General features: G+C 63.1%; 14 protein-coding genes. 11 read left to right on the forward strand and 3 right to left on the reverse strand.

All coding sequences use genetic code 11. The annotated features are described in order from the left end of the window. The first annotated feature begins 156 nt into the window (after positions 1–156). The gene (locus tag ACW9HW_RS17070; RefSeq protein WP_457400939.1) at positions 157–1053 is read left to right on the forward strand and encodes a LysR family transcriptional regulator; all 897 of its coding nucleotides are present in this window, start codon (positions 157–159) and stop codon (positions 1051–1053) included. Between the two features lie 126 nt (positions 1054–1179). Here the strand turns inward: ACW9HW_RS17070 and ACW9HW_RS17075 are convergent, their stop codons facing one another. The 3 genes from ACW9HW_RS17075 to gspG form a co-directional block, all read right to left on the reverse strand. Next, positions 1180–1722 (reverse strand): hypothetical protein, encoded by a 543-nt coding sequence (locus ACW9HW_RS17075; RefSeq protein ID WP_457400941.1) that lies wholly within the window; start codon positions 1720–1722, stop codon positions 1180–1182. A gap of 149 nt (positions 1723–1871) precedes the next feature. Next, on the reverse strand, positions 1872–3059 hold the full coding sequence (locus ACW9HW_RS17080; protein ID WP_095193693.1) for a type II secretion system F family protein: 1188 nt from the start codon (positions 3057–3059) through the stop codon (positions 1872–1874). 14 nt (positions 3060–3073) lie between these two features. Beyond that, positions 3074–3523, reverse strand: a complete 450-nt coding sequence (gspG, locus tag ACW9HW_RS17085) for a type II secretion system major pseudopilin GspG (RefSeq protein WP_457400943.1) — start codon at positions 3521–3523, stop codon at positions 3074–3076. A gap of 222 nt (positions 3524–3745) precedes the next feature. Between gspG and ACW9HW_RS17090 the strand changes: the two genes are divergently transcribed. The 10 genes from ACW9HW_RS17090 (at position 3746) to ACW9HW_RS17135 (ending at position 19694) form a co-directional block, all read left to right on the forward strand. Further along, entirely contained in the window at positions 3746–4354 is a 609-nt protein-coding gene (locus ACW9HW_RS17090) for a lytic transglycosylase domain-containing protein (protein WP_457400945.1), read from the forward strand. A gap of 204 nt (positions 4355–4558) precedes the next feature. Beyond that, positions 4559–10405 carry a manganese-oxidizing multicopper oxidase MnxG gene (gene mnxG / locus ACW9HW_RS17095; RefSeq protein WP_095193420.1) on the forward strand — a complete coding sequence of 1949 codons (5847 nt, stop codon included), beginning with the start codon at positions 4559–4561 and terminating at the stop codon, positions 10403–10405. 177 nt (positions 10406–10582) lie between these two features. Next, on the forward strand, positions 10583–12535 hold the full coding sequence (locus ACW9HW_RS17100) for a YncE family protein (RefSeq protein WP_095193421.1): 1953 nt from the start codon (positions 10583–10585) through the stop codon (positions 12533–12535). A gap of 12 nt (positions 12536–12547) precedes the next feature. Continuing rightward, positions 12548–13201: an SCO family protein gene (locus ACW9HW_RS17105; RefSeq protein ID WP_095193422.1), complete on the forward strand. Its 654-nt coding sequence runs from the start codon at positions 12548–12550 to the stop codon at positions 13199–13201. Then, entirely contained in the window at positions 13198–13839 is a 642-nt protein-coding gene (locus tag ACW9HW_RS17110) for an SCO family protein (RefSeq protein ID WP_095193423.1), read from the forward strand. Before ACW9HW_RS17105 ends, ACW9HW_RS17110 begins: the two co-directional genes overlap by 4 nt. Positions 13840–13848: 9 nt before the next feature. Further along, positions 13849–15399, forward strand: a complete 1551-nt coding sequence (locus ACW9HW_RS17115; protein ID WP_457400949.1) for a cytochrome c/ABC transporter substrate-binding protein — start codon at positions 13849–13851, stop codon at positions 15397–15399. A 13-nt stretch (positions 15400–15412) separates the two neighbouring features. Continuing rightward, complete coding sequence (locus ACW9HW_RS17120; protein WP_095193425.1) at positions 15413–16366, forward strand: peptidylprolyl isomerase; 954 nt, start codon at positions 15413–15415, stop codon at positions 16364–16366. Positions 16367–16588: 222 nt separating this feature from the next. Continuing rightward, positions 16589–17119: a response regulator gene (locus ACW9HW_RS17125; protein ID WP_095193426.1), complete on the forward strand. Its 531-nt coding sequence runs from the start codon at positions 16589–16591 to the stop codon at positions 17117–17119. Positions 17120–17203: 84 nt separating this feature from the next. Continuing rightward, positions 17204–18910, forward strand: coding sequence for a GspE/PulE family protein (locus tag ACW9HW_RS17130; RefSeq protein ID WP_095193427.1), 1707 nt, complete (start codon positions 17204–17206; stop codon positions 18908–18910). Continuing rightward, positions 18891–19694 (forward strand): hypothetical protein, encoded by an 804-nt coding sequence (locus ACW9HW_RS17135; protein ID WP_095193428.1) that lies wholly within the window; start codon positions 18891–18893, stop codon positions 19692–19694. The genes ACW9HW_RS17130 and ACW9HW_RS17135 overlap by 20 nt, the downstream gene beginning before the upstream one ends. Position 19695: the final 1 nt, after the last annotated feature.

Raw genomic sequence — 19695 nt, forward strand, 5'->3', positions numbered from 1 at the left:
GCTGCGAAGCAGTCCCAAAGCTTTTGGGGCCGCTACGCGACCCAACGGGAGCAAGCTCCCTCGCCACACAGGCTCGCTCCCACATTGTTTTTCGCAAGGGTGATAAAAAGGGGGGAACAGTTATAGAGTGCCATCACTGTCACCCAGAGCATGACAATGAACCCATTCGAAGACATGCGTATCTTTTGCCAGGTCATGGACTCCGGCAGCTTCACGGCGGCCGCCGATCAATTGGGCCTGTCCAAGCAATTCGTCAGCCGACGCCTGATGCAGCTTGAAGAACGCCTGGGCGTGCGGTTGCTCAATCGTTCGACCCGGCGCCTCGACGTCACACCCCTGGGCCAGAGTTATTACGAATCGGCCCTGCGATTGCTCGGTGAAGTCGAGCAAGTGGAGCAGGGCATCGCCGGGCAAACCACCGAGCCACGCGGGACTATCCGCGTCAGTGCGCCGCTGTCGTTTGCGCTGGCGCACCTGGGCAGTCTGCTACCGGTGTTTTTGCAGCGCTATCGTGAGGTCACGGTGGAAGTGGACTTGAGTGATCGTCCGGTGGACTTGCTCGGTGAAGGCTACGACCTGGCCCTGCGCATCGGCATTCTCGAGGATTCGACGCTGATTGCCCGCCGTATCGCGTCTATAGAGCGCGTGTATTGCGCGAGTCCGGCTTACCTGGCTGAACGCGGCACACCACTAAAACCGGAAGACCTGCTTGGCCACGACTGCCTGCCTTACGGCCACGGTCGCCAAGTGCAATGGCGCTTCGCGGGGCAGGGCAAACCGCTGGCCGTCAACGTTACCGGACGGATGCGGGTCAACAACGGCGAGTTGCTCAAGGACGCGGCGATTGCCGGGATGGGCATTACCTACCTGCCGACCTTTATCGTCGGTTCGGCCTTGAAGGATGGGAGGCTGGTGACGGTGCTGGATGAGTTTCGGACTGAGCCGCTGGTACTGTCGGCGGTGTATCCACAGCACCGGCAATCGTCGCGGCCGGTGCAGGCGTTGATCGAGTTTTTGCGGGAGCGTCTGGATCGGTCCGAGGGTGGGTTGTAAAGCTGCGGTTCACACCACCCACTGTGGGAGCAGGCTTGCTTGCGAAAGCGGAGTCTCGGTCGACAACAATGTTGTATGACAGGACGCCTTCGCGAGCAGGCTCGCTCCCACAGGTTCTAGGGCAGGTCAGTTCACGCGTTTGTCATCCCCCGGCTCGCCGCCGGCATGCAGTCCGCGATCGTCGCCCGAACGATGAACCCCGTGGTCATCACCTGAACGATGAACACCATGGTCGTCGCCCGAGCGGTGAACGCCATGGTCATCACCCGGTTCGGCATGGGTGCCGCTGCGACCGGAATTCGAGGCTGTGCTGCCAGCATGGTCGCTGCCACTGTGACCACTGCTGCCGCTACTGCCGCCGTGACCACTGCCGCTTCCGCCGCCATTGCCGCCACCAGAACCACTTCCGCCATGGCCACCGCCGTTACCGCCACCACCACCTCCATGGCCACCACCACCGTGACCACCGCCACCACCTCCATGGCCGCCGCCACCGCCACCATGACCACCACCCCCACCTCCATGACCACCACCGCCACCGCCGCCACCACTACCGCCATCTCTCGCCTGGGCACTCGACATATCGGACACACTGCCTGGAATCAATACGGTTGACGCCGACAAAACCGCGCCAATCGCTACTGCCAGTAAAAGCTTGTTGATGTGCATGTCGTTCTCCGTCTTCTTGTTCAGCCTGGAACGTTGATGAACATTGCAACTTGCTGCTGTATTCAGTCGATGAACACGCCAACGTCCCGGGTTATTCGGTTGAACGTTGAAAAAGATTGCAGCGTGGCGTGGGACCCCGTTCCAGAGGGTCAGTGAATGCTGGAGGCCAGTTCGAAAATCGGGATGTACATCAGGATCACGATCACCCCGATCAGCAGGCCGATAAAGGTCATGAGCAAGGGTTCGAACAGCCGCACGAACCATTCGATCCAGCGACTGATTTCTTCGTCGTAGAAGTCGGCGCTGCGCTCCATCATTTGTCCGAGGTTGCCGGACTGTTCGCCGGCGCGCAGCAGGCGCAGGGACACCGGGGTCACCAGGTGATTGAGTTCCAGTGCGGCCGATAACGATTGGCCCTCGCGCACCCGCTCACAGGCCTGGTCCAGGCGCGCGCGGGAGGCCACTGTCAGCAGGTTGCGAACCATGCCCATGGCGGTGACGAGGGGAATGCCACCTTGCAGCAGAATCCCCAGGGAACGGTAAAAGCGCGCCAGTTCGTACATGAAGATGCGCTGGTGCACCGCCGGGAGTTTTTCAATCAGGCGATCCAGGCCCCGGCGAAAGGACGGCTGTCGTTGAAGCAGGGCGAGTGTGACGATGATCGCCAGCAAGGCGCCGAAGAATTCGCCCTGGTGCGCGTGCAGGAACATGCCGCTGCTCATCAGGATCTGCGACAGCCACGGCAGGCTGGACCCCAGCCCTTCGAACACCAGGCTGAAGCGCGGGACCACGTAACCCATTAAAAACAACACTACGCCACCGCCGACCACCAGCAACAGCATGGGGTAGATCGAAGCGCTGACGATCTTCTGGCGAACCTCGTCCATGCGCTGGCGATAGCTGACATAGCGGCCCAGGGCATCACCCACGGCACCGGTCTTTTCACTGGACTGCACCAACGCCACGTACAAAGGCGGGAAAACCGCCGACAACTGGCCCAATGCCTGAGAGAACGATTTACCTTCATAAAGCAGGCGCACCAACTCGCTCAGGGTCTTGCGGGCCTGGGGCGCGCTTTCCTTTTCCGCCAGGCTTTCCAGCGCATCGATCAACGGCAGGCCGGCGTTGAGCAACGTCGTCAGTTCCTGGCTGAACAGCACCAGGTTGAACGTCTCGCGCTGCTTGAGGCGCAACGCCCGCCAGTGCCGTTCGGCGTGCAGGCTGACCACCCGCAGGCCCTGGTCTTCGGCAATCCGCCGTGCTTCGCTATGGCCCGGCGCTTCGACGGTCATGGACACTACACCGGCCTTGCCTACCGCTTTGAGGTGAAAACGCATGGTCGCCATTTCCGTTACTGCCAACTGGTGACTTCGGCGTTTTCGCCTTCGCCGCCGGGTTGGCCGTCCTTACCCATGGACAGCAAGTCGTACTCGCCATTTTCGCCGGGGTAGCGGTAGGTGTAATTACGGCCCCACGGGTCCTGCGGCAGCTTTTTCTGCAAGTACGGACCGGTCCAGCGGGTTTCGTCGCTGGGCGCGGTGACCAGTGCCTGCAAACCCTGTTCGGTCGACGGGTAATGACCGACCTCCAGTCGATAGAGGTCCAGGGCCTTGGCCAGGCCTTCTATTTGCGCCTTGGCCACCTTCACTTCGGAACGGCCCAGTTGCGCGAAATACTTTGGCGCGACGATGCCGGCCAACAGCCCCAGCACCACCAGCACCACCAACAGTTCCAGCAGGGTGAATCCGCACTGAGCTCGCAGGGAAACGGCACGCGGGGTGAAAGACAGTCGCTGTTTCATCGTGATGACCTCACACAGTCGGCAGAAGGGTCGCAGCTGGTTTATGTAACAGGGGCTTATGCAATTGCCATGCAAAGGGCCGGTAAAGGCTTGCGCATCCTTCTGCACCCCCCGTGCCACGGCCCTTCGCGCTTTCGGCACAGTGCTTGCGTATGGCTGATAAACGACCGGCCATTGGGGCATTACCCCCATTTTTCGGGGCCGGGCAGGGGAGGCAGAACAATGAAAACTCTCACCGCTGGATTGCTCGGCTTGACGCTGCTGGCCGGCGCCGTGCAGGCCGACGTGTTCGTTTCCGTGGACGCCAAGGGCAACTTTGTTTTGTCCAACGTTCACCGCCCCGGCCGCCAGTATGAGCGGGTCATCCGCGAGGCCGAAGCGACGGTGGTCAGCCTTGATCAGCAGCCACAAATGATCGCGGCGCGCCCCTATGCCGAGCTGGTATCCAAGGCGGCCACTGACAACCAGTTGCCGGCGGCGCTGCTGCACGCGGTGATCCAGGCCGAGTCCAGCTACAACGCCAGCGCCGTGTCGCCCAAGGGCGCGGGGGGCTTGATGCAGTTGATGCCCGATACCGCCCGTGAGATGGGCGTGACCGACGTCTACGACCCCAAGGCCAACATCCAGGGTGGCGCCCGCTACCTCAAGCGCTTGATGACGCTGTTCGACAACGACATCACCCTCGCCGTGGCCGCCTACAACGCAGGTCCCCAAGCCGTGCTCAGTCGTGGCGGGGTGGTCCCGCCGTTCGCCGAAACCCAGCGTTATGTGCCCAGCGTATTGAACCAGTACCGGCGCCTGCAGGGACTGCCGTTGGATGCCCCGCTGTGAGCAAAAAACGGAGCCCGTTTCCCCAACATTGGGGAATGGGGGCTGCGGCGTAAAAGTGGGGAATAACTGGGGGATTTCCCCCGATGAATGAAGTGATAAACGTAACTGGCTGAAAAATAAACAGATTTTTTATGGCATGCAGATTGCTCCAAGACCCTTGTCGAGAATTATTCCCTGTGAGCACCCACAGCGAGGCCCGTGATCATGACCGGCATACACCACGCTCCATCCATTCTCCCCTGGCTGTTGTTGGCGGCCTCGATGCTCGGCATCGAGATCGCCGAAGCGGCCGTGCGCTGCGAGCGCAACCTGGTGGCCAACGTCGTGGCGCTGGACCAGCCACTGATGTTCAACCGTCTCGGTGCGCAAAACGTCAACGGCATGATGTTCGCCCTGCGCCGTGACGTGGTCGATGACCGTCTGATTTCCCTGGACCAGGGGGGCGCCGCGGTGCCGGGCAAGGTTTCGTTGCGGCCCGACAAGCGCCCGCGTCCACTGGTGCTGCGGGTAGCGGCCGGTGACTGCCTGACCGTCAACCTGCAGAACCTGCTGGCTTACCAGGCCAACCCCGGCTCCCACAGCGACGAAGGTGGAGAGGAAGAGGAGGAGGGTGAAGAGGAAGAAGGCATCGAAGTCGGTGAAGGGCATGACCCGTGGAAGGTCGACGAGCAAGTACGTGATCGCCATGTCGGTTTCCAGGTCAACGGCATGCAGGCGGTCAACAGCATCGATGACATCGCTTCGTATACCGGGCGCAACGCCAACACCCTGGTCGCCCCCGGTGGCAGCCGTTCCTACACCCTGTACGCCGAACGCGAAGGTGCGTTCACGGTGAGCAGCCGCGGCGCCACATTCGGTAGCGAGGGCACGGCCGGCAACAACGCCAATGGCCTGTTCGCCCAGGTGGCGGTCATGCCCAAGGGCGGTCGCAGCTACCGCAACACCATCACCGAAGAAGAGATGCGCCTGGCCAGTACCGGACGGACACCGGCCGGTCATCCGATCGTCGATTACCAGGCACGCTATCCGCAGCGCGAACCGTGGATCCGCGAAGGCAAGGCCGGCAAGCCGATCATCAACATGGTCGACGGCAACGAAATTATCACCAGCGAAGCCGATGCGATTGTCATGGGCAGCAACGCCGATGGCAGCTTCCCGGCCTCGACCTATCCGCTGGAAAACCTCGGTAAACGCAACCCGGCAATCCCCAACCGACTGGAGCCGTTCCGCGACTTCTCCGCGCAGTTCCAGGATGAAACCGCCGTCACCCAGGCCTTCCCGGCTTACTGGGCCGACCCGGTCATGGCCCACGTGCTGGAGCCGACCCGCGACTCGTTCATGATCAACTACGGCTCCGGCGGCATGGGCGCCGAAGTGGTCGCCAACCGCCTGGGCGTGGGGCCGATGCACGATTGCCTGTCCTGCGCCTACGAAGAGTTCTTCCTCAGTGCCCACACCGTGGGTGACGTGGCGATGCTGGTGGACGTACCGGCCAACGCCGGCCTCGAAGGCATCACCCCCGGCCAGGTGCCGAACGCCGATCAGGTCGGGGTCAAGGCGACCACGGCGCTGTATCCGTCGGAGCCGTCGAACGTTGCCCACAGCTACATCGGCGACTTCGTCAAATTCCGCAATACCCACAATGGCTACGAGCACCATATCTTCCACTTGCACGGCCATCAGTGGCTGTTCAACCCCAACGACGACAACTCCGACTACGTGGATGCCCAAGGCATCGGCCCGGGCGCCGGCTACACCTATGAAATCGCCAACGGCGGTTCGGGCAACCGCAACCGGGTGGCGGGCGATGCGATCTATCACTGCCACTTCTATCCGCACTTCGCCCAAGGCATGTGGGCCATGTGGCGGGTGCATGACGTGTTCGAAGAGGGCACCAGACTGGAAGTCTCGCAACAAGGCGCCGATGGCTTCCACAGCGAGCCGTACGCGCTGCGCAGCGGTAAACCCGCAGTGGGTGCACGGGCCTTGCCCGATGGTGAAATCGTTGCCGGTACGCCGATTCCCGCCGTGGTGCCGCTGCCGGGCAAAGCCATGCCGCCGATGCCGGGCAAAGTCGCGGTGGTACCGAAACTCGGCGAAACCCTGGTGGCCGCCAATGACGATGATGACGATGAAGAGGGCGACGATGACGGCGAACACCATGGTGGGGGCGCCCAGGCCATCGGTTCCCTGGCGTTGGTCGATCGCAGCGAAGCCAACCGCAATGCCGACGGCACCCTGAAAAACCCTGGCTATCCATTCTGGATCGGCGGCATGGAAAGTTCGGTCGGCCAACGCCCACCGACCCCACCGCTGGACATGCTCGACGCCGCCACGGCGCAAGCCTTGAAGGCCAGCGGCAAAGCCCTGTGGGCCAACCTCGAGCCGAATCAATCCGGTGGCTGGGACGGTGGCTTGCCACGCCATGCCCTGGGTGGTGTCTCCGAGGGGGGCGAGGCCGAGACCGTCACCACGTCGCTGGATTTCTCAAAATCCGTGAAGCGTGCCAAACCGATTTACCTGCCCGAAGAAGGCACCGAAGTCGAACAGGCCGCCATGGCGTTCCACGCGAAAAAAGATCACCCGAGTTTCGCCGTGCTGCCAGGCAGCCAGGTCGTGGCGCGCAACTTCCGCACCAACGGCGCCTTGCCGATGGCCGGTGCGCCGTACTTCGAGCCCTGCATGGACGACCGGCAAAAACGCCTGACCAGCAGTTCCGGCACCGGTGAGTTCGCCAGCGGCGAGCGTCTGGACGGCATGTCGTTCATCGGTTCCTCGACCTTCACCGCCGACCGTCCGCGGATCTACAAAGCCGCGAACATCCAGTTCGACGCGGTGTACAACAAGGTCGGCTACCACTTCCCGCAAGCGCGCATCCTGGCGCTGTGGGAAGACGCCTGGCCGGTGATCACCAAGCAGCGTCCGCCAGAGCCTCTGGTGATGCGCATGAACACCTTCGACTGCGTGCAGTACCAGCAGACCAACCTGATACCGGCCACCTATGAGATGGACGACTATCAAGTGCGCACCCCGACCGACGTGATCGGCCAGCACATCCACCTGCCGAAATGGGACCTGACCGCGGCGGACGGTTCTTCCAACGGCTGGAACTACGAAGACGGCGTGCTCTCCCCGGGTGCCGTGCAGGAGCGCATCCACGCGATCCGCGAGTACAACCAGTGCGAAGGCACCGACCCGCGTGACGGCACGCCAGCCTGTCCGAAAGCCAAGAACCACCCGTACTTCGGTCAATTCGGCCGGGCGGACTGGGTCGGGGCGCGCACGGCCATGCAGCGCTGGTTCGCCGATCCGGTGATCAATACCTATGGCATCGACCGTGGCCTGGGCACCATTTTCACCCACGACCACCTCGGCCCATCGACTCACCAGCAGATCGGCCTGTACGCCACCGTACTGGCTGAACCGGCCGGTTCCACCTGGTTCCACGCCGAAACCGGCGAGCCGTTGTACAGCGGCGCGCGGCAGGACGGCGGGCCGACTTCGTGGCAAGCGGTGATTTCGACCGGCGACCTGGACAACGACGGCAAGAACGACAGCTTCCGCGAGTTCTTCCTCGAATACAGCGACTTCCAGCACGCCTATGAAGCGGGTGTGTACGTCGGCGCAGGTCCTGACGGCGTGCCGAATGCGCAAGCGTTCCCGGCCACGGCCGACAGCTTCCGCTACGCGATCAACCCGCCGGTACGCGACAACACCAGTGAGTTGCTTGAAGCGGTGGTGGAACTGCGTGGCGGCGTGAAACCCGGCTGCCCGAGCCGGCCTTGCCCGCAAGCGATCTCGGTGGATGACCCGGGCATGTTCGTCGTCAACTACCGCAACGAACCGCTGGCCCTGCGGGTGTACGACCCGAACAAGGTCGGCCCGGACGGCAAGCGCGGCATGCAGGCCGACGGGCTGGGCGGCGACCTGGCGTACGCCATGCAAAGCCGTACCGACCGTGCGATCCCGGCGATGAACCTGGCGCCGAACCTGATCACCTCGGCCACCGGCCCGACCGGCGGCACCACGCTGTTCCCGCCGCACATCAACAAGGGCGGCGCGGAACCGGGTGACCCGTTCACGCCAATGCTGCGTACCTACACCGGTGACAATGTGCGGCTGCGGGTGCATGCCGGCGGTCACGAAGAGGAGCACAACGTCACCCTGCACGGCGTGAAATGGCTGCAAAGCGGTTCCGGCTACGGCAACAGCTCCAACTCCGGTTGGCGCGCCTCGCAGATGGTCGGGATCTCCGAACAGATGGGCTTCAATGCGCCGGTGTCGATGATCTCCAGTGCGGCGGCGACCACGGGTGACTATCTGTACACCATGGACGCGTCCATCGAGGGTTACTGGAACGGTATCTGGGGCGTGATGCGTAACTACACCGCGCAACGCAGCGATCTGTTCGCGCTGCCGAACAACGCGAAACCGACCGGCATGCGCAACACGGTGGCATTCGATGGTATCTGCCCACGGTATGGCGCCAACCCGAACGGAATCGGCACCCGGCCTACTGTGCAACGCAACTACGAAGTGGTCGCGGCGCTGGCCAACGACATCCTGAGCAACCCGTTGGGCCTGTCCATCGGTGACCCGGCGGGTATCGGGCAGCATGTCGGCGGACCGTTGAAACCGACGGGAGGCACCCTGGTGCTCAACTCGCGGCCGATGAGCATTCCGCAGGTCACGATCAACGATCCTGAAGATGGCGAGACTTTCACCCTCGGCGGGCAAAGCGGGCCGCTGCATGACCCGACCGCGATCCTGTATGTGCGCAAGGCCGACCTCGACCCGGCCACCGGCAAGCTGAAACCCGGGGTGCCTGTCGAACCGCTGATACTGCGTGCGGCGGCCGGTGACTGCATCAACATCACCCTGGAAAACCGCCTGCCGAGCGTGATGCCGGACCTGGCCCAGACCGCCATCATGCAAGGCCTGGCCAAGCGTGACCGTAACGACGGCATGGGTTCGACCACCTTCAACAACAACCTGATGCGGCCATCCAGTCATGTCGGCCTGCACACGCAATTGCTGGCCTATGACATCACCAAATCCGACGGTGCCAACGTCGGCGCCAACCCGATCCAGACCGTGCCACCGCGTGTCGGCACAACCGGCGCGTACCCGACCCGTACCTACCAGTACTACGCCGGGCACCTGGAGCGTGAAGGCAAGCCGATCACCCAGCTGGGACGCAACGTCGACAACATCAACGCCACGGCGGTGGAGTTCGGCGGGTTGAACATCACCCCGGCGGACGTCATCAAACAGCCGCAAAAAGGCCTGGGTGGTGCGATGAGCATCCTGCCGATCGGTTCCACCTGGGTCGAGGATGCCAAGCGCGCATCGGCCACGGTCACCGCATCGGGCCAGACCAGCTATCGCGATTTTGCGATGGTCTGGCAGCGTGCCTTGAACACGCGCTGGGCCAATGGGCGGCCGGTGGAAGGCATTGCTGCGGAAGGCAACGGTGTACCGAACGATCCGAAGGACAACGCCAGCATGGCCATCAACTACAAGGTCGAGCCGATGTGGTTCCGCTTTGGCCTGGCCCCGGATGCGCCGTTCGGTCACGCCGGCAGCCCTGGCACCTTCGGCGACGTGCCGAACGCGCACATGGCCTACAGCAACGCGCTGGTGGGCAGCGATCCGCAAACGCCGGTGTTCTACGTCAAACCGGGGCAACCGTTCCGTACGCACATCCTGATGCCGTCCGGTGGCAGTCGCGGTTCGACCTTCCAGCTCGATGGCCACGTCTGGTCGGTCAACCCGTTCCAGTCGGAGAAGAGCGATCTGGGCGGTTATCCGATGGGCACGCCAGGGGTGGGATCGGTGCGGTTCGGGCTCAACCCGATGTCGATGTACATCGGCGCCCGGGAAAGCGTGCTGCCGGCGGCGCACTTCAGCTTCATGCACCCGAGCGCCGGGGGCAGCAATGCGATACCGGGGGACTACCTGTACCGCGACAACGCCTCCTTCGGTAATGCCGCCGGGATGTGGGGATTGCTGCGGGTAACCAACGAACCGGAACCGGCGCCGGTACCGTAGGAGTGGAGATAAGGGGGGCGACACCGCCCCCTGTGGGAGCGAGCCTGCTCGCGAAGAGGTCACCCCGGTTTTACGTGGTGCGCCGGATGACGCTTTCGCGAGCAGGCTCGCTCCCACACAAGGGCTGCGCAGGCCGGCTGGAACGAGGCAGACGAAGATCTGAAGGGGAGTAGGGACATGAACAGGACCATCACATTCGCCAGTTGTGCCCTGGTTATCGGGGTGGCGCTGATCTGGCTGGGGGTATCGCGCACGTCGCCTCCGGTCATGCTCAGCGAGGTGGCGCTGCCCAATACCTGGACCGGTCAGACGCTTGAACGTGACGGTGTGTCGGTGGCGCTGCAAGTGCGGCCGCTGGCCGCAGACGGCGTGCTGCGGGAAGGCGAATTCGCCGACGTGCAGTTTCGCGTCACGGACAAGGCCTCGGGGCAACCGCTGGCGGGTGTCGCCCCGGGCGCCTGGCTGGACCCGGAAGCTGCTGCCGCCGACCAGGCCCAGGGCCGCGAGAACAGCTGCAAGTCACGGGTCGGCGTCTTCCTCAAATCAAGCATCGGCGCACGGCCGCTGCTCGACCTCAACGGCTACTTCCTGCTGGTGATGAACCGCGATGCCAGCGTCTCGGTGGTCGACCCGTCGGTGTCGGTGGGCGGCATCACCAGCACCATGGCGCGGATCGACATCAAGCAACCGCCGATGGACTGGGTTATGCCAAAGGACAACAAACGGGTCTTCGTGTCGATGCCGACCGCCAATGAAGTCGCGGTGATCGACAGCGAACAATTCAAAGTGGTCGACTCGGTGGCCGCCGGCAGCAACCCGGTGCGCGTGGCCCTGCAACCGGACGAACGCCTGCTGTGGGTCGGCAACAATGCCAAATCCACGGAGCAGTCCGGGGTCACGGTGATCGACACCGGCAGCCTGAAAACCCTCAAACACCTGGCCACGGGCGCCGGACACCATGAAATCGCCTTCAGCAAGGACAGCCGTTTTGCCTTCGTCACCAATCGCGACGACGGCACCCTGAGCATCATCGATATCGCCAGCCTGACCCTGATCAAACAGCTCAAGACCGGCTCGCACCCGTTGTCGGTGGTGTACTCGCCATTGTCCGGTGCGGCGTATGTGGCCGATGGCAAGGACGGCACGGTCACGGTGGTCGACGCCGCGAACCAGTCGGTGCGGCGCGTGATCAAGATGAAGCAGGGTCTGGGGCCGATGGGTTTCAGCGCCGACGGCCGGTTCGGCATCGTGCTCAACACCCTGGAAAACCAGGCCTCGGTGATCGACGCGGCGACCGATTCGCTGATCCATGAACTGGACGTGTCCAGCGAACCCTATCAAGTGGTGTTCACCAAGGCCTATGCCTACATCCGCGGACTGGCCTCGCCCAAGGTGACAATGATCAACCTGTCGTCGCTGGGTGAAGGTCGCCAGCCGATCAGCCAGGGTTTCGAGGCGGGTACTCAGCCGCCACGGTTGGCCGGCGATCTGCCGCTGGCATCGAGCCTGGGGGTGTCGCGGGACGAGAATTCGGTGTTCGTGGTCAACCCGGCGGACAACACCACCTACTTCTATGCCGAAGGCATGAACGCGCCGATGTCGGGTTACCCCAATCGCGGGCAAGTGGCGCGGGCGGCGCTGGTCATCGACCGCAGCCTGCGCGAAGTCGAGCCAGGCCTGTACAGCGCGCGGATCAAGCTGCCACCGGCCGGGCGTTTCGACGTGGCGTTCCTGCTCAATCAACCGAACATCATCCATTGCTTCAGCACAGTGGTGGAGGCGAACAACAACGCCCCGCAACAGGCGGGTGTGCCAAAAGTGGAGTTCATGCTCGACAAATCCACCGCCACCCAGGGCAGCCCTTACGTGGTGCGCTTCCGCATCGTCGAGGGCAAGCAGAAGGCCCAACGCAGCGGGGTCAAGGACGTGCAGGTGCGCTACTTCCTGGCGCCGAGTTCACGGCCTCAACACGTCGCGGCACGGGACGTCGGCTATGGTGTTTATGAAGCCCCGGTGACCCTCGACCAGAAAGGCGCCTGGTACCTGCACGTGCGTGCGGCATCCCTGGGCGCGACTTTCGGGGACCAGACGTTTGCCAGCGTTCGGGTGTTGCCCGGCGAAACTCATTGAGAGGACATCGACATGAACCGATTTACACATCGTGGACTGCTGACGCTCTGCCTGTTGGCCGTCGGCGTCGGTCAGGCGCTGGCGCATTCGGCGGATGAACATGCCGGCCACACACCGGCCAAAAGCGCCAGTTCAGAGCGCGCCCAGGTCAAGTTCGCCGACGTGGCGCTGGTGGACCAGGACGGCAAGGCCGTGCGCCTGGAGAAAGACCTGGTGAGCAACAAGATCGTGGTCATGAGCTTCATCTACACCAGTTGCACCACGGTCTGTCCGGTGGTGTCGTCGATCATGGGCAAAGTGCAGAAACAGTTGGGCAGCCGGGTCGGCACCGAGGTGCAGCTGGTGTCCATCAGCATCGACCCGCAGCGTGACGACGCCCAACGCCTCAACGACTATGCCCGCACTTTCCAGAACGGTCCGGGCTGGAGCTGGCTCACCGGTTCGCCACAGTCGGTCAACGAAACCCTCAAGGGCCTGGGCAGTTTCAGTGGTGACTTCAAGAGCCATCAGCCCTTGATCCTGGTGGGCGACGGCAACAGCCGTCACTGGACGCGCTACTACGGCTTCACCGACCCGGCCGTACTCAGCCGCGAAGTCGAGAAGCTCAGCGGCCAGCGCAACGCCCACGCCAAGCACACCGCAGTTGCCATGGAGCATCAGCCATGAAAGCGCTCGCCTTGATCTTCCTGACCATGTGCTTTTGCATCATCAGCTTCCTGGCGTTTTCCCACGAAGGACATGGGCAACCGGCGAATGCACCGGAAGCCGCGGCACCTGCAGCGGTTGCAGCGCAACCTGAGGGCGGCACCCGTGATGCAAAAACCTGGTTCACCGATACGCCGTTGCAGGACCAGAACGGTAACACCCTGCGCTTCTACAGCGACGCGTTGCAGAACCGCGTGGTGCTGCTCAATGTGATTTTCACCAGTTGTTCCGATGCCTGCCCGTTGATCACCCAAAAGCTCAAGCAAGTGCGTGAAGTGCTGGGTGACAAGGCGGACGGCGTCACCTTTATTTCCCTTACCAGTGATCCGCTGCGGGACACGCCGGCGGTACTCAAGGCTTACACCTTGAAGCAGGGCGTCGATGGCCCCCACTGGCTTTTTCTTACCGGCGACAAGGCGCAAATGGATCTGGTCCTGGGCCGCATCGGCCAGATCATCCCGACGCCCGAGCAACATTCAACCCAACTGATCGTCGGCGACGTCGCCAACAAGCGCTGGAGCAAAATCCGTCCCGACGCTCCGGCCGCCGCCATTGCCCAGCGCTTGCAGTTGCTGACAATGCCCGTGGCCGGTCGTTGAGTCTGCACCATGAAAAACGCCCTCATCCTCGGCCTGCTCATGCTGGTGGGTATAAGTCTGACCGCCCAGGCGCTGCCGCTGACCCCCAGCGAAAGTGCCGGCAAGCGCTTGTACCGCGAGGGCGTGTCGGCCAGTGGTGAGCCGATCATGGCGCGGGTCGGGGCGGCGGGCATGTTGCTGCCGGCGACCAGCCTGCCGTGCGCCAACTGCCATGGCGCCGATGGCCTGGGGCGTCCCGAGGGCGGGGTACGACCGCCGGAACTGACCTGGTCGCGGCTCAGCAGCACCTATGGCCAACAACAGGTCAATGGGCGCACATACCCGGCCTACACCGACCGCACATTGGCCAGGGCCGTGCAGGAAGGACGCGATCCGGGCAACAATCGGCTGGACCCGGCGATGCCGCGGTTCGTGTTGTCGATGAACGATCAGCGCAACCTCACGGCCTACCTCAAGCGCCTGGCCGAGGACCGCGATCCGGGTCTGAGCCCCAACAGTCTGCACCTGGGCACCTTGTTGCCAGGCTCCGGTACGTTGAGCGAGGAGGGCGCCACGGTGGCGGCGGTGCTCAGAGGGTGCGTGGCGCGCATCAATCAGGCCGGCGGGATTCATGGGCGGCAACTGCGCCTGACCATTCTCGACCCGGGTCCCGATCGTGCCAGCGCCGAGAAAGCGCTCAACCAACTGATCGAACAGGAACAGGTGTTCGCCCTGATCGCACCGCTGGCACCGGCCCTTGATGCGGAACTGGCGCCACGCCTGGAACAGGCCGGGGTGCCGCTGATCGGACCGCTGTCGTTGCAGGGCTCGGCCCAGGTCAGCCGGCAGATTTTCGAGCCGCTGCCGGGGTTGCGCGAGCAGATGATTGCCCTGGCCAACTACGCCGCCGCCAGTCTGCGGGTGCTGCAGGGACCGACACTGATCACCTACCCGGACGACCCCGGCCAACGACTGGCCGCAGAAAAGCTCGCCCAGTACCTGCAAGACAACGCCTGGCAGAATGTGCGGCTGCAAGCCCACCAGACGGCGCAGGACGAATTGCCGTTGGGCTCGCGCTCGGTGTTCTACCTGGGCAGCAGCAGCGGTTTCAGTCGTCTCGCCGAACGCTTGCAGACGGCGGGGCAGGTGCCGTACCTGTTCGCCGCATCGAATCAGGTAGCGGGGGATCTGTTGCAAATGCCCAGCGATTTTTCCCGACGGGTGTTTCTGGCCTATCCGTTCGTGCCCAGCGACTGGACCATGGCCGGGCGCCGGGCCCTGACCCAGCTGCGCGAGAGCCAGAAGCTCGGTGGCGAACACGCGGTGCTGCAGGTGGGCGCGTTCAGTTCAATGATGCTGCTCAGCGAAGGCATGAAACAGGCCGGGCGCGATGCCAGCCGCGAAAAACTGGTCAGTGTCCTGGAGGGCCTGCATGACTTCGATACCGGCCTGACCCCTTTGATCAGCTTCGGACCGGGCCGGCGCCTGGGCCTGAACGGCGCCCATGTGGTGACCGTGGACCTGCCCGACCAGCGCTTCTATCTGGTTGCCCCTTACAAACCCATTGCCGCCATGCCCTGACCGGAGGCCGAACATGAAACTCAACACTCTGTTGATCCTGCTGACGTTGTGGGTGCCTGCGGCGTTTTGCAGCAATGGCCAGGTCGCGGCCCGGGTCAATGGCGAGGAAATTTCCCAGATGCGCCTGGAGCGCTATTTCGCCGAGTACCTGGAGGATCAGGGCCGGGCAGTCGCCAGCATCCGCAGCCCCAGCGCCTACAAACAGCTGCGTCAGGCGGCATTGGACGCTTTGATCGACAAGGAGCTGCTTTGGCAGGAAGCGCTCAAGCGCGGGGTGGTGATCAGCGATGCCACGGTGCAGAGCCAGGTGGACCAGACGCGTCAGGCCATGGGGGGCGCGCAGGTGTTCGCCCGGCGCCTGGAGGACGCCGGTTTCGATGAGGCCGCCTATATCGAGTACACCCGCCGGGATCTGGCGGCCCAGCAGGTGTTCAGCGAACTCACCAGGGTCGACGCGCCTGACGAGCAACAGGTCCGGGCGTTTTTCGAAGAACACCGCGCCGAGATGAACCGGTCCGAGGAAATACAGGTCAGGCATATCCTGATCAAGGTGCCTCAGGGGGCGGAGGCTTCCACTGTTGCAACAGCAAGACTACGCTTGGAGGCAATGCGCAAGAAGATCAGTGAAGGGGCAGACTTCGCCAGTGTCGCCCGCAGCGATTCCGAAGACGCATCGGCCAGCCAGGGTGGCGACCTGGGCTACTTCCCCCGTGGGCGCATGCTGCCCGAGTTCGAGGCAGCAGCCTTTGCCCTGGCGCCGGGAGCCATCAGCGAGCCGGTGCGCACGGCGGTGGGCTGGCATTTGATCTATTTGCAGAACCGAATGGAGGCAGCCAATGTCACAGAAGAGCAAGGCCTTGACATGGTTCGGGCTTACCTTGCCCGACAGAAACAGGTCAAGGCTCGTCTACAGGTTCTGGCGCAGCTGCGTTCCAGCAATCGGATCGAACGGATCGACGACGATTGAACCGTCCCCCAAAAGTGGGGAAAAGCTTCAATGCACACCCGTTCGGTTTTCCCCGTTTTTGGGGGGTGGGGTACGTGGACGAAAAGGCATTGTTTTTAAATTCAAGGACATGAAGCGATAAAACGACCGGCGCTCAGCCTGGCATGAAGTGTGCGTTAGACCTTGTAAGGCGCGCACTCCGCCAGGTTCGGTATTCGGACCTGCGGTTTCAAGGAGTCCACCTTGTTAAACAAAGTACTGGTTGTTGAAGACGAACAGCTGCTGGCGGAAAACCTTCAGGGTTACCTGCAGGCGCAAGCGCTGGAAGTCCGGATTGCTCACAACGGTGAAACAGCCATCGGCGAAGCCGAACGCTTTTCACCCGATGTGATGGTGTTCGATTACCGCTTGCCCGATATGGAAGGCTTTCAGGTGCTCGATGCCGTCCGCCAGAACAGGAAGTGTCATTTTGTGCTGATCACAGGGCATCCAACCGCAGAGGTTTGCGAGCGGGCCCGGCAACTGGGAGTCAGCCACATCCTGTTCAAACCGTTTCCGTTGGCGGAATTGGCCCGAGCAGTACTTGATCTTCTGGGGATGCAGCGCGAACCCAAAACGGGTGTGAACAGTTCCGAAGGCTTTGTCGAACGACGCCAGAGCAGGACCGAAAGTTTCCCGCTGCAGTTGTACGACGGTAGTTGGGTGCTCGCGGATCGCCGACGAAGTACGGCCTCCAAGGCGCCAGACGACGAACAATTGCTCACCGGGGAGTAGTGGCGCGACAAGACGTTCCGGCAACCGCCGCAATTGCTCGCCGCGCCGACAGGGCTCAAAGCCCCGGGCGTTGGAGAGCAAGCCATGGACCGTCTATCCCTTGTCGTCGATGCTGTGCCGCTGGAGTGTGTACCCACCCGTTTTACCAGTGAGCAATTGGCCCAGGCGCGTGCCCTGGCCGCCACGTCCGGCGAGCGGGTTCTGGATGCCCTCGGGGAGCTGTGCGAACTGGCCCCCATGCCCTTCATCCAGTGCCTGGGCGCGACCCTGCATTATCCGGTGCTCGACACCGACAGCCTGTTTCAAGCCACCCCGGTGTTCGACCGGGTCACCCTGGCCCAATGCCTCAAGCGCGAATTCACCTTGCTGCGTCACGACGACGCGGTCATCGGCGTGTTTGCCGACCCCTTCGATACGGCCCGCCTGGCCTGGATCGACGATTGCCTGCACGGCGCGCCGCTGTACCTGGTGCATGCCGATGACCTCAAAGCCTACCTGGCGCGTCACGAAGAGAGTTTCCACGCCGTGGAATCGCTCAACGCCCAGGCCGACGCCAATGCCGAAACCGATAACCTGCAAAGCCTGTCGCTGACCAGCATCAGCGAAGACTCCAGCGTGGTGGTCAAGCTGGTCAACTCGACCCTCTACGACGCGCTGAAAATGCACGCCAGCGATATCCACCTGGGCACCACCGGCAGCGGCCTGGTGATCAAATACCGCATCGATGGCGTGCTGAACAACATCAGCAAGATCCAGGGCAGCGAGTTCGCCGAGCAGGTGATTTCCCGGGTCAAGGTCATGGCCGAACTGGACATCGGTGAAAAACGCGTGCCCCAGGACGGTCGCTTCAAGATCGGCATCAGCGGCCGGCAGATCGACTTCCGGGTGTCGATCATGCCAAGCATTTTTGGCGAAGACGCGGTGTTGCGGGTACTCGACAAACAGGACCTGGCCGATAAGGTTTGCGGCGTGCAATTGCAGGCCCTGGGCTTCGAAGAGGAAACCCTGCGCCAACTGCGCCGCCTGGCCGCCGAACCCTACGGCATGGTGCTGGTCACCGGCCCCACCGGCAGCGGCAAGACCACCACGCTGTACGCGATGATCACCGAGATCAACCACGGCGTGGACAAGATCATCACCATTGAAGACCCGGTGGAATACCAGTTGCCGGGGGTGCTGCAAATTCCCGTCAACGAGAAGAAAGGCCTGACCTTCGCCCGCGGCCTGCGCTCGATCCTGCGCCATGACCCGGACAAGATCATGGTCGGTGAAATCCGCGACCCCGATACCGCGCAAATCGCCGTGCAATCGGCGCTCACCGGGCACCTGGTGTTCACCACCATCCACGCCAACAACGTGTTCGACGTGATCGGCCGTTTCACCCAGATGGAAATCGACCCCTACAGCCTGGTATCCGCGCTCAATGCTGTGCTGGCCCAGCGCCTGATTCGCCTGGTCTGCGCCAGTTGCAGCACCCCGTACACGCCGAGCGAAGAAGAGCTGCAAGCCTCGGGGCTCGATCCGCAACAGGTCGCCCATTACCACTTCGTGCATGGCAAGGGCTGCGGCCATTGCCGGGGCACCGGCTACCGCGGACGCAGTGCGATCGCCGAGCTGCTGCACCTGGACGACGAGCTGCGGCAAATGATCGTCGAGCGCCAACCCATTTCGAAAATCAAGGCCCACGCCTGCAAACGTGGCTTGCGCCTGCTGCGCGAGTCTGCCCTGGAACTGGTGCAACAAGGCCGGACCACTCTCGAGGAGATCAATCGTGTCACTTTTATCTCGTGAGCGTTACGTCGCCGTGCTCGGCGCCAATGGTGTCGGCCTCGGCCAGCGGCAGGGCAGTCAAACCCTGTGGCTGGGCAGCGTCGGCTACATCGATGAAGGTTTCCAGGCCTGGGCCGTCGCCCTGGAAACCCTTGACCGCCTGCTGGGCGAGCATGCCCGCGCCGGTGCGGAGTTGACCGTGGTGATCTCCGGTCACTTCAGCCGTTTCTGCCTGGTGCCCTGGAGCGACCAGATCAGCAGCCCCGACGAACTGCAAGGCTTTGCCCGGCTGTGCTTCGAAGACCTCTACGGGGTGCCGAGCCAGCCCTGGAGCCTGGTGCTCTCGGCCGAACCCGCCGGCTACGACCGTATCGCCACCGCGTTGCCGCAAGACTTGCTGGAGCGCCTGCGCAGCCTGGCCGGCGGACGTGGCCTGCGCCTGCGTTCGGTGCAGCCGTACCTGATGGCGGCGTTCAATCATTTCGATAAGAGTTTCGATGCCGGGGACTTCCTGTTCGTGGTCGCCGAACCGGTGCGCAGTGTGCTGCTGGTGGCCCGCGAAGGACGCTGGGCATCGGTGCGTTCGGTGGGCAGCAGCGACAGCGATGCCGCACTGACCGCATTGATCGGTCGTGAAAGCCAATTGCAGGCCTCCACCAGCGAACGGCCACTGAACGTTTACCTGCACGCCCCGGCGCGCATTGATTCGCACCCTGAAGTACCCGGTGTGCACCTGCGCACCCTCGAAGAGGACCGGACAGCCGTACACGATTGCCTGTACGTCATGTCCCGGGCGGTGGCCTGAC

The organism is Pseudomonas sp. SDO5532_S415, from assembly GCF_054071155.1.

Coding starts and splice junctions, on each gene's coding strand:
- ACW9HW_RS17070 (WP_457400939.1), top strand. CDS start 157: ATGAACCCATTCGAAGACATGCGTATCTTTTGCCAGGTCATGGACTCC.
- ACW9HW_RS17075 (WP_457400941.1), bottom strand. CDS start 1,722: ATGCACATCAACAAGCTTTTACTGGCAGTAGCGATTGGCGCGGTTTTG.
- ACW9HW_RS17080 (WP_095193693.1), bottom strand. CDS start 3,059: ATGCGTTTTCACCTCAAAGCGGTAGGCAAGGCCGGTGTAGTGTCCATG.
- gspG (WP_457400943.1), bottom strand. CDS start 3,523: ATGAAACAGCGACTGTCTTTCACCCCGCGTGCCGTTTCCCTGCGAGCT.
- ACW9HW_RS17090 (WP_457400945.1), top strand. CDS start 3,746: ATGAAAACTCTCACCGCTGGATTGCTCGGCTTGACGCTGCTGGCCGGC.
- mnxG (WP_095193420.1), top strand. CDS start 4,559: ATGACCGGCATACACCACGCTCCATCCATTCTCCCCTGGCTGTTGTTG.
- ACW9HW_RS17100 (WP_095193421.1), top strand. CDS start 10,583: ATGAACAGGACCATCACATTCGCCAGTTGTGCCCTGGTTATCGGGGTG.
- ACW9HW_RS17105 (WP_095193422.1), top strand. CDS start 12,548: ATGAACCGATTTACACATCGTGGACTGCTGACGCTCTGCCTGTTGGCC.
- ACW9HW_RS17110 (WP_095193423.1), top strand. CDS start 13,198: ATGAAAGCGCTCGCCTTGATCTTCCTGACCATGTGCTTTTGCATCATC.
- ACW9HW_RS17115 (WP_457400949.1), top strand. CDS start 13,849: ATGAAAAACGCCCTCATCCTCGGCCTGCTCATGCTGGTGGGTATAAGT.
- ACW9HW_RS17120 (WP_095193425.1), top strand. CDS start 15,413: ATGAAACTCAACACTCTGTTGATCCTGCTGACGTTGTGGGTGCCTGCG.
- ACW9HW_RS17130 (WP_095193427.1), top strand. CDS start 17,204: ATGGACCGTCTATCCCTTGTCGTCGATGCTGTGCCGCTGGAGTGTGTA.